13 protein-coding genes and 1 pseudogene are annotated in these 15,827 nt (G+C 59.5%); 9 read left to right on the top strand and 5 right to left on the bottom strand.

Annotated elements, in window-relative coordinates; genetic code table 11:
• Window positions 1-126: 126 nt before the first annotated feature.
• From AC3IUF_RS02275 to AC3IUF_RS02265, 3 genes are all read right to left on the bottom strand, one after another.
• Entirely contained in the window at window positions 127-2,064 is a 1,938-nt protein-coding gene (locus tag AC3IUF_RS02275; protein ID WP_489280246.1) for a methyl-accepting chemotaxis protein, read from the bottom strand.
• Between the two features lie 99 nt (window positions 2,065-2,163).
• Window positions 2,164-2,466, bottom strand: a complete 303-nt coding sequence (locus AC3IUF_RS02270; protein ID WP_007909527.1) for a cell division protein ZapA — start codon at window positions 2,464-2,466, stop codon at window positions 2,164-2,166.
• A complete protein-coding gene (locus AC3IUF_RS02265; protein ID WP_007909525.1) occupies window positions 2,463-2,693 on the bottom strand; it encodes a hypothetical protein in 231 nt (76 codons plus the stop codon). The genes AC3IUF_RS02270 and AC3IUF_RS02265 overlap by 4 nt, the downstream gene beginning before the upstream one ends.
• Window positions 2,694-2,903: 210 nt before the next feature.
• On the opposite strand from AC3IUF_RS02265, the pseudogene AC3IUF_RS02260 reads away from it, so the two are divergent.
• From AC3IUF_RS02260 to selO, 5 genes and pseudogenes are all read left to right on the top strand, one after another.
• A pseudogene (locus AC3IUF_RS02260) lies at window positions 2,904-3,695 on the top strand (MCP four helix bundle domain-containing protein); the annotation flags it as partial.
• A 30-nt stretch (window positions 3,696-3,725) separates the two neighbouring features.
• Complete coding sequence (locus tag AC3IUF_RS02255; RefSeq protein ID WP_489281593.1) at window positions 3,726-4,598, top strand: methyl-accepting chemotaxis protein; 873 nt, start codon at window positions 3,726-3,728, stop codon at window positions 4,596-4,598.
• A 432-nt stretch (window positions 4,599-5,030) separates the two neighbouring features.
• Entirely contained in the window at window positions 5,031-6,773 is a 1,743-nt protein-coding gene (locus AC3IUF_RS02250) for a potassium/proton antiporter (RefSeq protein ID WP_007909521.1), read from the top strand.
• A 34-nt stretch (window positions 6,774-6,807) separates the two neighbouring features.
• Entirely contained in the window at window positions 6,808-10,161 is a 3,354-nt protein-coding gene (gene mscK, locus AC3IUF_RS02245) for a mechanosensitive channel MscK (protein ID WP_489280244.1), read from the top strand.
• A gap of 48 nt (window positions 10,162-10,209) precedes the next feature.
• Window positions 10,210-11,673, top strand: coding sequence for a protein adenylyltransferase SelO (selO, locus tag AC3IUF_RS02240; RefSeq protein ID WP_489280242.1), 1,464 nt, complete (start codon window positions 10,210-10,212; stop codon window positions 11,671-11,673).
• Between the two features lie 6 nt (window positions 11,674-11,679).
• On the opposite strand, the gene AC3IUF_RS02235 is transcribed toward selO, so the two are convergent.
• Complete coding sequence (locus AC3IUF_RS02235; RefSeq protein WP_489281591.1) at window positions 11,680-12,072, bottom strand: helix-turn-helix domain-containing protein; 393 nt, start codon at window positions 12,070-12,072, stop codon at window positions 11,680-11,682.
• A gap of 317 nt (window positions 12,073-12,389) precedes the next feature.
• On the opposite strand from AC3IUF_RS02235, the gene trxC reads away from it, so the two are divergent.
• The gene (gene trxC, locus AC3IUF_RS02230) at window positions 12,390-12,824 is read left to right on the top strand and encodes a thioredoxin TrxC (protein WP_123375571.1); all 435 of its coding nucleotides are present in this window, start codon (window positions 12,390-12,392) and stop codon (window positions 12,822-12,824) included.
• Between the two features lie 119 nt (window positions 12,825-12,943).
• Here the strand turns inward: trxC and AC3IUF_RS02225 are convergent, their stop codons facing one another.
• Entirely contained in the window at window positions 12,944-13,717 is a 774-nt protein-coding gene (locus AC3IUF_RS02225) for a ParA family protein (RefSeq protein ID WP_007909511.1), read from the bottom strand.
• A 356-nt stretch (window positions 13,718-14,073) separates the two neighbouring features.
• On the opposite strand from AC3IUF_RS02225, the gene AC3IUF_RS02220 reads away from it, so the two are divergent.
• Genes AC3IUF_RS02220 through AC3IUF_RS02210 form a run of 3 tightly spaced genes read left to right on the top strand, consistent with a single transcriptional unit; the run spans window position 14,074 to window position 15,825 of the window.
• Window positions 14,074-14,799, top strand: a complete 726-nt coding sequence (locus AC3IUF_RS02220; RefSeq protein WP_007909510.1) for a beta-ketoacyl synthase chain length factor — start codon at window positions 14,074-14,076, stop codon at window positions 14,797-14,799.
• Window positions 14,775-15,584 (top strand): lysophospholipid acyltransferase family protein, encoded by an 810-nt coding sequence (locus tag AC3IUF_RS02215; RefSeq protein WP_489280240.1) that lies wholly within the window; start codon window positions 14,775-14,777, stop codon window positions 15,582-15,584. The genes AC3IUF_RS02220 and AC3IUF_RS02215 overlap by 25 nt, the downstream gene beginning before the upstream one ends.
• Complete coding sequence (locus AC3IUF_RS02210) at window positions 15,565-15,825, top strand: phosphopantetheine-binding protein (RefSeq protein WP_007909506.1); 261 nt, start codon at window positions 15,565-15,567, stop codon at window positions 15,823-15,825. Before AC3IUF_RS02215 ends, AC3IUF_RS02210 begins: the two co-directional genes overlap by 20 nt.
• Window positions 15,826-15,827 lie beyond the last annotated feature (2 nt).

Here is a 15,827-nt window from a genome sequence, read left to right as displayed (position 1 = left end):
CTATGGATTCAGTACAGTACTTTCAGGTCGGCGTACCTCCTGAATTTTCCACGGTCAGTCCCCTCTCCCTCTGGGCGGTCCGACGTTTCGGGAGGGCTAGGGTGAGGGGCTTTTCTGGCTCAACACTCAACTCAACTTGAACCCACCCATCTGCCGCGCCAGATCATCCGCCAGCCTCTGCAACATCTGACAATCCTCACGACAGGCCCGAACCTCGCCCGCCGTCGCCCGCGCCAGATCGGAAATCCCCTGCACATTGCGGTTTATCTCCTCAGTCACCGCCGACTGCTCTTCCGTCGCCGTCGCGACCTGATGGTTCATGTCACTGATGCGCTCGACCTGCCCGGTAATCGCTGTCAGCGATGCCCCGGTGCGCTGGCTCGATTCAACCCCGGTGCCAGTTGCCGCCTGCCCCATGCGCATCGACGACACGGCGTTTTCCGCGCCTTGCTTGAGGCTGCCGATCATCTGCTGGATTTCGTCGGTGGAGGCCTGCGTCCTGCGCGCCAAAGTGCGCACTTCGTCAGCAACAACCGCGAAGCCGCGCCCCATATCACCGGCGCGCGCCGCTTCGATGGCGGCATTGAGCGCCAACAGATTGGTCTGCTCGGACACCCCGCGAATTACCGCCAATACAGAATCGATCGACGCCACTTGGTGCGCCAATTCACCCACCGCGCCAGCCGCGACGCCAATCTCATCGGACATGCTTTCAATATGCCGAATCGAGCCGCCGACCACTTCCCGCGCCTGCATCGCTTCATCCCGTGCGGTTTGCGAGGCCAACGCAGCATTACCAGCGTTCTGCGCAATCTCCTGCACGGTCAGGCCCATCTCGTGAACGGCGGTCGCGACCATGTCGGTCATTTCCTGCTGGCGGCCCGAGCGCTCGGCGGTATTTTCCACCACTTTCGCCACTTGCCCCACAGCAGTGCGCAAACGCTCGCTGGTGGTCAGTACCTCAGCGATCATCCCGCGCTGGCTGTCGAGGAAACGATTGAAGCCTCGGGCGAGATCGCCCAGCTCGTCGGCGCGACTGGAATCTAACCGGTGGGTCAAATCTCCACCGCCGCTACCGATTGCTACCAGCGCCGCTGTTACCTGACGAATCGGCCGCACCAGCCCTTGCGCCAGCCACACCACCAAAGCAAGGCACACCAGCGCTACGGCCAGACCGATACCGCCGCTCATCCACATCGCTTTTCGGGCTTCGGCATAGATCTGCGAATGCGGCACTTCGGCCACGAGAGTCCAGCCCAAATCGCGCAAGGGCAGGCTGAAGGCGAGGAAGTCTTCGCCATCCCTCTGGAAGCTGCTGCTGATCGCCGTTTTCTGGCCCATGACGGCCTGCGCCGCATTGGCGCCGATCTGCTCGCTCAAGGTGCGTTTGCCGCTGAACTGCGCTTCGGGATGCACCTGGATCAAACCGTCGGAGCGCACGAGATAGACCTTGCCGCGCTCACCAAAGCTGAAGTTGTGAATCAGCTCCGACAGCTCTTTCATACTCAAGCCTAGCCCGGCAACGCCGACCACTTTGCCGGCCTGCTCGACCTTCAGATCGATGAACAGCGCCAATTCCCCGGTGGCGCCGTCGTTGTCGATATTGAGGGTGCGCGGCTGATTGCTGTCGAGGAAGGAATAGAACCACGCGTCAGCCGGTTTGGAGCGACTGAGGGTGCGATCCAGGCCTTTTTCGGTGATGTAATGACTGGATTCGGTGCCGATGATCAAAGCGGTGAAAGCTTTATGTTCGGCGCGGATGCCTTCCAGATACTGCGCGAAGCCAGCCGTTTTGCTGCTGTCTTCGCCTGAGGCGAGCCAGTCACGGACCATCGTATTACTAGCAATATCCTTGGCCGCTGTCAGCGGTTGCACAAGGATCCGTTCGATATCGTTGCGCGTCGCTTCGATGCTCGACGGCAGAGCTTGTTCGACCAGATAACTCTGGGCGAGGCGGTTGACCACCAGGGTATAAATGCCAACCACGATCAGGATACTGACCAGCAGGGCGGTGCCCATGCTGAGAATCAGCTGCCATTGAATACTGCGTCGCCACAACTGCATGGAGCACCCCCAAAGAATAAGTGGCCGAGACAATGCAACAGCCGTGCCGATTGTATACAACCCAGTCGACAATCTATTCTTTGGTTGTGCGCAGCTCCATCAACCCTGGTTGATGGTCTTGGCAATAGTGTCGACCGTGGCGCTGACTTGCTCTTGGTAACGGTCGAGTTCTTCCTGGTGTTGCTTCTTCATTTCGATCTGCTGCGAGCACAGATTCATCGCCGCCAGCACCAGCAAGCGGTCACCGATCAGCGTCGGGTATTTGCGTTTGGTGTCGGCCAAAGCGGCCTTGAGCATCAGTGCCGCGTCCAGCAGGGTCTGTTCTTCCCCGGCCGGTGCCTTGATCGAATAGTCCTCCCCGAGAATGGAGACGACTTTTACCCCTGCTGTGTGGTGGTTCATGCGCTGACCGGACCTGCGTTGACGCGATCAACCAGGGCTTGAATGCGGGCGGCGGTGGCGCCGTGCTTTTCTTCCTGCTCCATCAGGTTCAGTTGCAGGCTTTCGTTTTCATCCTTGGCCTGGGCCAGTTCCGTGGACAGGGTCTGGTTGGTTTGCGCGAGGGTCTGGTTCTGTTGCACCAGGTCGCTGACGAGCTGTTCCAATTGGCTGAGGGATGCTTCCAACATTTTGATCTTCCAAGCGTTTTTCAAAGGGCGCGTACGATAAAGAAAAGTCATCACGGATGCCAGGGTTAAACCGGCGCAAAGCCTTGATTTTCCTGGCGGCCGACCGTTCTCGCGAGTTTTAAAGACTGTGATCTGCCGATCTGGTTCCTGCACTTCGTCGCCCAAGCCCTTCTGCGACAAATACGCACAGCACCTCAAGACTTTAGTCGCATGACCGATAAGTCATCCATACAGCAGTCTCAGCCCGCATGGACGCGGCCCTCTCTTGGTATCCGCCCCATGTCCCTTCGCAATATGAATATCGCCCCACGGGCGTTTACCGGCTTCGCCCTGATCGGCGGCCTGATGCTGGTTCTCGGCGTGTTTGCGCTTAATCAGATGAGCAAAATCCGCGCAGCAGGCGAAGACATCGCCACGGCCAGTGTGCCTTCGATCAAGGCCCTCGACGAGTTCACCCAACTGACCCTGCGCCTGCGTGTTTTGTCGTATCGGTTGCTGATCAACCGTGAACCGGACGTTCAACAAAAGACTGTCGAACTGTTCGAGTTGCGCAACAAGCAGATCGCCGACGCCCAGCGCGCCTACGAGCCGTTGATCGACGGCCCGCAAGAACGCGCGGCTTATGATCAATACATACAGTTGCTCGCGCAGTACCGCCAGCTCGAAGACCGGATGAAAACCCTGTCGCGCAACAATCAGATCGATGAACTGCGGCAGATGCTCAACTCGGACTTGCTGAGCAACTCGGAAGCGGTGAACACCGCCCTCGCGCGTTTGCTGGAGATCAACACTCAGCAAATCGCCGAGACGGATAAAGGCGCGAGCGATCAGTTTTCGATGTCTTTCAACCTTGTGGTCACGCTGTTGGTGATCGCCACTGGCCTGACATTTCTCTTCGCCTGGCTGCTGACCGTCAGCATCACCAAGCCGATCTCCAAAGCATTGGAAGCTGCGGAAACCATCGCCGAAGGCAACCTGACCCAGCCGATCCACGTCGACGGTGAAGACGAAGCTGGCCGCCTGCTGGCAGCCATGGCGAAGATGCAATCGAAGCTACGTGACACCCTGCAGCGTATTTCCGGCTCGGCGACTCAGTTGGCTTCGGCAGCGGAAGAACTGAACAGCGTCACCGACGAAAGCGCGCGTGGCCTGACTCAGCAGAACAACGAAATCGAACAGGCGGCCACTGCTGTCAATGAAATGACCAGCGCTGTGGAAGAAGTCGCGCGCAACGCAGTGAGCACTTCGGAAGCCTCGAAGAATGCCACCACCTCGGCCGGTGATGGTCGTGATCTGGTCCAGGAAACGGTCAGCGCCATCGAACGCATGAGCGCCGATGTGCAAAGCACTGCGTCGTTGATCGGCGATCTGGCCAATGAGTCCCGCGACATCGGCAAAGTGCTGGATGTGATTCGTGGTCTGGCCGATCAGACCAACCTGCTGGCACTGAACGCAGCGATTGAAGCGGCACGCGCCGGTGAAGCCGGCCGTGGTTTTGCGGTGGTGGCGGATGAAGTACGTGCCTTGGCGCATCGCACTCAGCAGTCGACCAGCGAAATCGAGCGGATGATCAGCAGCATTCAGAGCGGCACCGAACACGCCGTGGATTCGATGCGCAACAGCACCGAGCGTGCCGAGTCGACCCTGAACATCGCCCGTGGTGCCGGCATGTCGCTGGACACCATCAACACCGCCATCGTCGAGATCAACGAGCGCAACCTGGTGATCGCCAGCGCCGCTGAAGAGCAGGCACAAGTGGCGCGGGAAGTGGATCGCAATCTGGTGAATATTCGTGATTTGTCGGTGCAATCGGCGACTGGCGCGAATCAGACCAGTGCGGCGAGCAATGAGCTGTCGCGGTTGGCGCTGGATTTGAACAACATGGTTGGGCGGTTCAGCCTGTAAATTTTGAGATTAAGGTCAAAAGCCCCTCACCCCAGCCCTCTCCCAGAGGGAGAGGGGGAAAGGGAGCAGATCTTCATACATTTCAAAGTCTGAGTTCGACTCGAAATTTCAGGTCGATGTAGCTCGCACAAACACCTCGATCAGTTCCCTCTCCCAGGGGGAGAGGGGGAAAGGGAGCAGATCTTCATGCTTTTCAAAGTCTGAGTTCGACTCGGAAGTTCAGGTCGGCGTACCTCGCAAAAACACCTCGATCAGTTCCCTCTCCCTCCGGGAGAGGGTTAGGGTGAGGGCAGCAATCGCCCGCCGAACACAAAACCTGATGCCACACTGAAAAACCTTTTTGACAGCATCACATTTCAACAGGTTAGAATCGCTGGCACGCAGACTGCATGGTCAGTTTGTGCCCGTCTTTACGCTTCTGGAGTACTGCCTTTGAATGCGACGACCATCAACAGCCTGTTCTTGATCGGCGCGTTGCTGGTAGGCGCAAGCATTCTCGTCAGCTCCCTCTCCTCCCGTCTCGGCATCCCGATTCTGGTCATTATTCTTGCAGTCGGCATGGCTGCCGGGGTCGATGGCGGCGGGATCATTTTCGATAACTACCCGACGGCCTATCTGGTCGGCAACCTCGCACTGGCGGTGATCCTCCTCGACGGCGGTTTGCGCACGAGGGTGTCGAGTTTCCGCGTGGCGCTATGGCCGGCGTTATCGCTGGCCACGGTCGGGGTGTTGATTACCACTGGCCTGACCGGCATGGCAGCGGCATGGCTGTTCGACCTCAATCTGATTCAAGGCCTGCTGATCGGCGCCATCGTTGGCTCAACCGACGCCGCAGCGGTGTTCTCGTTGCTTGGTGGCAAAGGCCTGAACGAACGGGTGACGGCCAGCCTGGAAATCGAATCCGGCAGCAACGACCCGATGGCGGTGTTTCTCACCGTGACCTTGATCGACATGCTCGCCAGCGGCCAGACCGGCCTGCACTGGAGCCTGTTGACCCATCTGATCCGCGAGTTCGGCATCGGCGGCGTGATCGGTCTCGGTGGCGGCTGGCTGATGCTGCAACTGGTCAACCGGATCAATCTGGCCGCCGGCCTGTATCCGATTCTGGTGATCGCTGGCGGTCTGGTGGTGTTCGCCCTGACCAACGCCCTGCACGGCAGCGGCTTCCTCGCCGTTTATCTGTGCGGTCTGGTCATCGGCAACCGCCCGGTGCGCAGCCGCCACGGCATTCTGCATATGCTCGACGGCATGGCCTGGCTGGCGCAAATCGGCATGTTCCTGGTGCTCGGCCTGCTGGTGACGCCGCACGATTTGCTGCCGATCGCCCTGCCCGCTCTCGGTCTGGCGCTGTGGATGATTCTGTTTGCGCGGCCGCTGTCGGTGATGGTCGGCCTGCTACCGTTCAAGGCCTTCCACGGTCGCGAAAAAGCCTTTATTTCCTGGGTTGGCCTGCGCGGCGCGGTACCGATCATTCTCGCGGTGTTCCCGCTGATGGCCGGGCTGCCGAATGCGCAGCTGTACTTCAACCTCGCGTTCTTTATCGTGCTGGTGTCGCTGCTGGTGCAGGGCACGAGCCTGCCGTGGGTCGCCAAGCTGCTGAAAGTCACGGTACCGCCGGAGCCTGCGCCGATTTCCCGGGCGGCGCTGGAAGTCCACGTCACCAGCGAATGGGAGCTGTTCGTTTACAAGCTCGGTGCGGAGAAATGGTGCATCGGTTCGCCCCTGCGCGAACTGAAAATGCCCGAAGGCACACGTATCGCCGCCCTGTTTCGTGGCCAGCAACTGCTCCATCCGTCGGGTAGTACGGTGTTGGAAGTCGATGATTTACTGTGTGTTATCGGCCATGAACACAACCTCGGCGCGCTCGGAAAACTGTTCAGCCAAGCGCCGCAGCGCGGTCTCGATCTGCGCTTCTTCGGTGATTTCGTGCTTGAAGGAGACGCCCAGCTTAAAGCGGTTGCCGCACTCTATGGCCTGCCGGCCGAGGGTATTGATCCGGACATGACCCTGGGCGCCTTCATCGCCCACAAAGTCGGTGGCGCACCCATCGTCGGCGACCAGGTGGAGTGGAACAACACCCACTGGACGGTTGCGGTCATGGACGGGAACAAGATCGGCAAAGTGGGCGTCAGATTCCCCGAAGGAAGTCGCCCGGGCCCCGGGCTCTTCCTCTAAACTGCGTCCACTCTCACTTGCTTGACCGGTCTCTATGCCTACCCTGCGCTCCTTTTTCGCCGCGGCCCTGCTGGGCCTGAGTCTCTCTGTCGGCCCGCTGTACGCCGCCGAACCACCGTCCAGCGACGCCGTGCAGGCCAGTCTCGACAAGCTGGCCGACAGCAAACTGCCAGATGCCGATAAAAAGGCCCTGCAAACCACCTTGCAGAGCACGCTGACTCAACTGAACAATCAGCGTGATTACGCACAAAAGCTGATCGACCTCAAACAGCAGCTAGCCACGGCGCCGAAGCAGACGATCGAAAACACTCGCGAACTGACGCGCCTAAAGGCCACGGCGGTCGTGCCGGTGGCACAGCGTTTTCCCAAGGAGTCGATCCAACAGCTGGAGCAGATCCTGACGGATCGCTCGACCCAGCAAAGCGATCTGCAAAAAGCGCTGGCCGACGCCAACAGTCTGATCATCACTGCCCAGACCCGTCCCGAGCGCGCCCAGGCGGAAATTTCCGCCAGCCAGACGCGCATCCAGCAGATCAACAACATCCTCAAGTCCGGCAAGGACGCCGGCAAGACCGTCAGCAGCGAGCAACGTGATCAGTTGAACGCGGAACTCGCAGCGCTGAACGCGCTGATCCCTTTACGCCGCCAGGAGCTGGCCGGCAACAGCCAGTTGCAGGATCTGGGCAACGCCCAGCATGACCTGCTCTCGGAGAAATCCGACCGCCTCGACCGCGAGATCCAGGAACTGCAGACGCTGATCAATCAGAAACGTCTGGCGCAGTCGCAGGAAACCGTGACCCAGCAGTCGATCGAAGCGCAAAAGGCCGGCAGCAGCAGCTTGCTCGCCACTGAGAGCTCAGCCAACCTCAAGCTCTCCGACTATCTGCTCAAAAGCACCGACCGCCTCAACGAAGTCACCCAGCAGAACCTGCAGACCAAGCAGCAACTCGACTCCCTGACCCAGAGCGATGCGGCCCTCGATGAGCAGATCAACGTGCTCAAGGGCAGCCTGTTGCTGTCGAAGATTCTCTACAAACAGAAACAAGCCCTGCCACGACTCAAGGTCGATCGTGATCTGGCGGATCAGATCGCCGACATTCGCCTGTATCAGTTCGACGTCAGCCAGCAGCGTGAACTGTTGAGCAATCCGGCGTCCTATGTCGACAGCCTGCTGGCCACTCAGCCGCCGGAACAAGTCACCCCGCAGTTGCGTAAAAGCCTGCTGGATCTGGCCAACACCCGCGTCGATCTGCTGGAGCGCCTGAACCGCGAACTGAGCTCGATGCTCAACGAATCGATCACCCTGCAACTCAACCAGAAACAACTGCTGAGCACCGCGCAGAGCCTGCGTGCGACCCTCGATGAGCAAATGTTCTGGATTCCCAGCAACAAGCCGCTGGATCTGGAGTGGATGCGGGGTGTACCGGAGCGGTTGAAACGTCAGGTTGACACACTGCCGTGGGCCTCCAGCCTGAGCGAGCTGACCGACGGCCTGACCCAGCGACCACTGCTGTTTCTGCCTCTGGCATTACTGATCGGCGCACTGCTGTGGCGCCGCAAAAGTCTCTACGGTCGCCTGAACAAGGTTCACCAGGACATCGGCCATTTCAAACGCGACAGCCAGTGGCACACACCGCAGGCCATTCTGATCAATATTCTGCTGGCGATGCCGGTGGCGCTGGGCCTCGCCTTGTGCGGACTGGCCTTGCAGATCGACGCGCGCGGCCAGAACGCCAACATGGGCGCAGCGCTCCTGCAGATGGGTCAGGCGTGGCTGGTGTTCTACACCGCCTATCGAATCCTTGCGCCCGGCGGTGTGGCCGAATTGCACTTTCGCTGGGAAAAACCCCAGGTCGAATTCCTTCAGGGCTGGGTACGCCGGCTCGGGCTGGTGGTCATGGCGCTGGTGGCCGTGGTGGCGGTCGCCGAATTGCAACCGGCGGCGCTCGCCGACGATGTACTCGGCATGCCAGTGGTGCTGACCTGCTACGCGTTGATGGCATGGCTGCTCAGTCGCTTGCTGATCAGCAGCCCGGCCCACGAAAACGCCTCGCTGTTCCGCAAAGCCGTCGGCGTGATGTTCACCCTGCTGCCGATCGCGCTTTTTGTCGCTGTATGTTTCGGCTACTACTACACCGCCCTGAAACTCAGTGACCGACTGATCAACACCCTGTACCTGCTGATGTTCTGGCTGGTGATCGAAGCCACCTTCGTCCGTGGCCTGAGCGTTGCAGCGCGGCGCCTGGCCTACCAGCGCGCCCTGGCTAAACGTCAGGCGGCGAAAGAAGCCGGCGATGGCGAAGCGGTGATCGAAGAGCCAACGCTGGATATCGAAAAGGTCAACGAACAGTCCTTGCGCCTGATCCGCCTGGCCCTGCTCGGCGGCTTCATCGCCGCACTGTACTGGGTCTGGTCGGACCTGATCTCGGTGTTCTCGTACCTCGACAACATCACCCTCTACGAATACACCAGCGGCACCGGCGCCAACATGAGCATGGTGCCGATCAGCATCGGCGACATGCTTGGTGCGCTGATCATCATCGGCATCACCTTTGCTCTGGCGCGCAACTTGCCGGGCCTGCTCGAAGTGTTCGTGCTGTCCAAGCTCAATCTCGCGCAGGGCAGTGCCTATGCGACCACGACGCTGCTGTCGTATGTGATTGCCGGCGTTGGCTTCGTCTCGACCCTGTCGACGCTGGGCGTGAGTTGGGACAAGTTGCAATGGCTGGTGGCGGCGCTGTCGGTCGGCCTCGGTTTCGGCATGCAGGAGATTTTTGCAAACTTCATCTCCGGCATCATGATCCTCTTCGAACGCCCGGTGCGGATCGGTGACACCATCACCATCGGCAACCTCTCAGGCACGGTGAGCAAGATCCGCATCCGCGCCACGACCATCACCGACTTCGACCGCAAGGACATCATTGTCCCGAACAAGACGTTCATCACCGGGCAATTGATCAACTGGTCGCTGACCGACACCATCACCCGCGTCACGCTGAAACTCGGCGTCGACTACGGCTCCGATCTCGATCTGGTCAAGGAACTGCTGCTCAAGGCTGCCCGCGAGAACCCGCGCGTGCTCAAGGAACCCGAGCCGCATGTGTACTTCCTCAACTTCGGTGAAAGCACCCTCGACCACGAGTTGCGCATGCACGTGCGCGACCTCGGTGACCGCAACCCGGTGCTCGATGAGGTCAACCGCTTTATCAACCGCGAGTTCAAGAAGCAGCACATCAACATCTCGTTCCGCCAGATGGAGGTTTATCTGAAGAACCTGCACGGACAGGAATACAAGATGGTGCCGATCGAGCCGGAAACGAAAACCATCGTGCCGATTGCCGACGATCAGAAACCGTTGCAAGAGCCGCCGCCGGCCAAACTCGACTAACCGGTCTAATCCCAGCAGAATGCTCGGACATTCTGCTGGAGCCGGCCCTTGAAAGCCCTCGACGAACTGACCTTCGACAATCGCTTCGCCCGCCTGGGCGATGCGTTCTCCGCCCACGTGCTGCCCGAGCCGATCGACAATCCGCGTCTGGTCGTGGCGAGCCCGGCGGCCCTGGCATTGCTCGATCTCGATCCGACGACCGCCGAAACCAACGAATTTGCCGAACTGTTTGGCGGCCACAAGCTATGGGCCGATGCCGAGCCGCGGGCGATGATCTATTCCGGGCATCAGTTCGGCGGTTACACGCCACAACTCGGCGATGGTCGCGGGCTGCTGCTCGGGGAGGTCTACAACACTGCCGGCGAGCATTGGGATTTGCACCTGAAGGGTGCCGGGCAGACGCCGTTTTCGCGCATGGGCGATGGCCGTGCGGTGCTGCGTTCGTCGATCCGCGAGTTCCTTGCCTCCGAAGCCTTGTTCGCGTTGAACATTCCTTCGTTGCGCGCGGCTTGTGTGATCGGCTCCGACACCCCGGTCTGGCGCGAAAAGCAGGAACGCGCAGCGATGGTCCTGCGTCTGGCGCCGAGCCACATCCGCTTCGGCCACTTCGAATACTTCTATTACACCAAGCGCCCCGAGCAGCAGAAGCAGCTCGGCGAACACGTGTTGGCGATGCACTTCCCCGAATGCCGGGAACAACCTGAACCGTATCTGGCGATGTTCCGCGAAATCGTCGAACGCAACGCCGAACTGATTGCCAAATGGCAGGCCTACGGTTTCTGCCACGGCGTGATGAACACCGACAACATGTCGATCCTCGGCATCACTTTCGACTTCGGGCCGTTCGCCTTCCTCGACGATTTCGACGCCAACTTCATCTGCAACCATTCCGATGATCAGGGCCGCTACTCGTTCAGCAATCAGGTGCCGGTCGGCCAGTGGAACCTAAGTGCATTGGCTCAAGCGTTGACGCCGTTCATCAGCATCGAAGCCCTGCGTGAAACCCTCGGCTTGTATTTGCCACTGTTCCAGGCGCACTACCTCGACCTGATGCGCCGCCGCTTCGGATTCACCACCGCCGAGGAAGACGACCAGAAGTTGCTGGAAGACCTGCTGCAACTGATGCAGAACAGCGGCGTCGACTACACGCTGTTCTTCCGCCGACTCGGTGAAGAATCCGCCGAACAGGCCGTTTCCCGCCTACGTGATGACTTCGTCGACATCAAGGGTTTCGACGCCTGGGGCGAGCGCTACGTCGCCCGGGTTGCCCGCGATGGCAATGCTGATCAGGAACAGCGCCGCGCGCGGATGCATGCAGTCAATCCGCTGTACATTCTGCGCAATTACCTGGCGCAAAAGGCTATCGATGCGGCAGAGCAAGGGGATTACTCGGAGGTACGCCGACTGCATACGGTGTTGAGCAAACCGTTTGAGCAGCAGCCGGGGATGGAGGCTTATGCAGAGCGACCGCCGGAGTGGGGCAAGCATTTGGAGATCAGTTGTTCTTCCTGAGCAAGGTCAGGTGAACACGTCGATCGGCACATTGAAACGTTCGGCCAACCAGCGAATTTGGCGCAAGTTGAGCTTGCGCTTACCGCTCAAAATCTCCGAGACCACCGATTGAGTACCAACGCCCGGTAAATCGCCCTGGGTCAGGCCGTGCTCACGCATCATGTAACCGAGAACCTCTTCGCCACTTGCCTGGGCCATGGGGTGATGGATGGGATCCCATTCTTCGATCCAGTCACCGATGATGTCGACCAGCCTCATCAACGGGTGCGACTCATCATCGCCGGTAATTTCCAGCAGTTCGTCGACTGCCAATACCAAGGCATCGTAGTCGTCTTCGTTTTCTGGCCGATGCAGCGAGCGAGGAAAGAGACCCGAATTTTGGTCCGCGCCGGAATCAATCCAAACATTCTCAAATCCAACAGAGCCCCCGGCGAGAGAAAAAACCGTTTGGGCATTTAAGAATTTTAGATATTCAGAGCCCTTCAAAAGCTCCGAGAGTGGAAGGCGTTTAACTGTCTTGGCGGTCATAGGAATGGTATTTCGCTCAGGTCTGCACAAGATGACCGATTAGATAAAATACAGATAGTCAGCCTCCGCGCAGACGTGCGTAGTCCCTTTCCTCAACTGAGGAAGGTAATGACCTACAGATCAATTCCTTGATAATCGCGACTTTGCCTCCAGATCAGTCTCATAGACTTCCTGCCTGAGAGCCCATCATGTCCGAACCACTCCTCATCCCCTGCCCCTCCTGCAACGGCCTCAACCGCATCCCCGCCGAGCGCCTCGCGGATCAGCCAAAATGCGGCCGCTGCAAATCCGCCGTATTGCTGAGCAAGCCGTTCGAACTCAAGCAAGGCGATTACGCCAGCCAGATCAAGGGGGATCTGCCGCTGTTGGTGGATGTCTGGGCGCAGTGGTGTGGGCCGTGCAAGTCGTTTGCGCCGGTGTTCGAGCAGGCGGCGGCGCAGTTGGCGGGCAAGTGCCGCTTGGCCAAGCTTGATAGCGAGGCGAATCAGCAGTTGTCGGCGCAGTTGGGGATTCGTTCGATTCCGAGTTTGATTCTGTTCAAGAACGGGAAAGAGGTGGCGCGGCAGAGTGGCGCATTTCCGTTGCCGCAGTTGATCGCGTGGCTGCGTAGTCAGGGTATCTGACACACCGTCAAACAATGTAGGAGTGAGCCTGCTCGCGATAGCGTCCTGTCAGCCAACACTTGAGTGACTGAAAGGAAGCTATCGCGAGCAGGCTCACTCCTACAGGGGATCTGCGTAGCTCAAGAGTGATCTTCGAGCAAATTGTGCAGTTCGACGAATTGCTGGGTCAGCTTGTGCCGGGGATCGAGGTGGATCAGCGGCATGCTGGCCTGGTGTGATTCGCGCATGCGCACCGAACTGGTCAGATACACCGGCAGTACCGGCAAACCTTCGGCAATCAGCTCATCGAGAATCTGCTGCGGCAGGCTGGCCCGGGCCTGAAACTGGTTGACCACGATGCCTTCGACTTCCAGACCTTCGTTGTGGTCGTCCTTCAACTCTTCGATTTCCGCGATCAGGCCGTACAGGGCCTGACGGGAGAAGCTGTCGCAATCAAAAGGAATCAACACGCGATCAGCGGCAATCAGCGCCGATACCGCGTAGAAATTCAGCGCTGGCGGCGTATCGAGGTAAATCCGGTCGTAATCCTCGGACAACTCGTCGAGCAACTTACGCAGCTTGTTGATCTTGTGCTTGGCCTCAAGCTTGGGCTGCAGGTCGGCCAATTCGGCAGTCGCGGTGATGATGTGCAGGTTGTCGAACGGGGTTTCGTAGATGTCCGCCTGATTCTTTTTCGAGAACGGGCCGGAAGACAGGGTCTGTTTGAAGAAGTCGGCAATACCCATCGGGATGTCGTCGCCGGTGAGCCCGGTCAGATACTGAGTGGAGTTGGCCTGGGCATCGAGATCGACCAACAGCGTGCGATAACCCTCGCTGGCGCTGACCGCCGCCAGATTGCAGGCAATGCTCGACTTGCCTACGCCACCTTTCTGATTGAACACCACGCGCCGCATGACCAAACCTCCGTGTATCAAAGAATGACCGAGTGTAGATGTGCGCGACGTTGCTTCGCTACCTTCATGGACGCGGACTACAGAGTCAGGAGCAAAAATCCACGGACAGCTAGGGTAAAAACCGCCATTGATCGCCGAGATACCCGACAGACAAGCCGCCGACAACCTGGATAATGGCCAAGTGACAGTTTTCTTGCGAACCATTCGGTACATTTCATTGCGCAAAATGTAACCAGCATTTGCTACACACTCCTCTCACCGGGATAATGCGCGCCACTCGGCGCCCTGCGCCACGTCAAGCCTGCCGCGGCTTGGGCGACTCAATGCGTCAACAAAAGCCCGCAGGGGCGGGATGAATGTCCGTGATCAACTTCAACATCGCCCAATGGCGCGCGTGGGCCCCAGGCCTCGACGGCGTGGACGCCTGGCAGGCCTGGAGCCGACAACCGGTCGTGCTCCAGCGCAGTGATGCCGCGCCCGATGTGTCGTTTTTGCCGGCCATGCAGCGCCGTCGCCTCAGCCGACTGGCACGCATGGCGTTCAGCGTTGGCTGGCCCCTCGCCGACGGACGGGAGAATCTGCCGCTGGTGTTTGTTTCGCGTCACGGCGAAACCCCGCGTACCTACGAGATCCTCAGCGATCTGGCCAACGAACAGCCGCTGTCACCGACGCAGTTCAGCCTGTCGGTGCACAACGCGATCATCGGCCTGTGGTCGATCATGCGCGGTGAAACCAGCGAAATGACCGCCCTCGCTGCTGCTGGCGACGGCCTTGAGCACGGCATGCTGGAAGCCGCTGCCCTGCTCAACGAAGGCGCTCCGGCAGTGCTGCTGGTGATCACCGAAGAACAACCGCCCGAAGCCTATTCGGCGTGGATCGATGATGTGCCGTTTCCCTACGCACTCGGTCTTTTGCTCACCCCCGGTACCGACTGGCGGCTGACCCTGAACAGCGCCACAGAAACACGGTCAAAAGCGCACTGGCCTCACGCGCTTAATCTGTTGCGCACCCTGCTCGGCCAGCAACCCCTTTGCCAACATGCCTGGAAAAATCGTGTATGGACCTGGCAACGCAACCCGTGACCGAAAAAAACCGCGATGCCTATTACTGGCGCCTGCTGGCCACCGCCGCAAGCTTTGCCCTGTTCGGGCTAGGCGGGCTGTGCCTGCGTGTGCTGGTGTTTCCGTTGTTGGGTTGCCTGCCCGGTGACGCCGTCTCGCATCGCCAACGCGCGAGGGAGACCGTCAGTCGGCTGTTCTGGTTCTTCGTGCGGTTCATGGCCCGCACCGGCGTGCTGACCTATGACATTCAGGGCGCCGAACGTCTCGGCCGAACCGGGCAGATGATCATTGCCAACCATCCTTCGCTGATCGACGTGGTGTTCCTGATCGGTCTGGTACGCCAGGCCAATTGCGTGGTGAAGAAAAGCCTGTGGGAAAACCCTTTCACCCGTGGCCCGTTGCGCAGCACTGAATACATCAGCAACGACGGCAGCATGGACATGCTCGATGCGGCCGCCCAATCCTTGCAAAACGGCCAGACCCTGATCATTTTCCCGGAAGGCACGCGCACCCAGCCGGGGCAGGCGCCAGCCTTCCATCGGGGCGCTGCGGCAATTGCCCTGCGCGGTGCGAAAATCCTCACGCCGGTGGTCATCAAGGTCAGCCCGACCACACTGACCAAAGCCGAACCCTGGTATCGGATCCCCAGTCGCCGCGTGCACTTCAGTTTTCGCGTCGGGGCCGATATAGACCCACAGACTTTCGCCGCGCAGGGACCCGCACCGCAAGCCTCGCGCAAGCTCAACGATTATTTGCACACCTATTTCATTAAGGAGCTCGCCGAAGATGAGCGATCTGCACCGTGACATCAAACTGCTGATCATCGATGCCCTCGGCCTCGAAGACATCAGCGTCGACGACATTGGCGACGAGCAGACGCTGTTCGGCGAAGGCCTAGGCCTGGATTCCGTCGACGCGCTGGAACTGGGCCTGGCCATCCAGAAGAAATACGGCATCAAGATCGACGCCGACGCCAAAGACACCCGTAACCATTTCACCAACGTGGCCAGCCTTGCGGCGTTCGTCACGGCAAAACAGGCAGCTTGAGA

It is taken from the genome of Pseudomonas sp. KH_040, assembly GCF_057839305.1.
The sequence above is the reverse complement of the archived record's forward strand: the minus strand, read 5'-3'. Positions and strand labels throughout refer to the sequence as shown.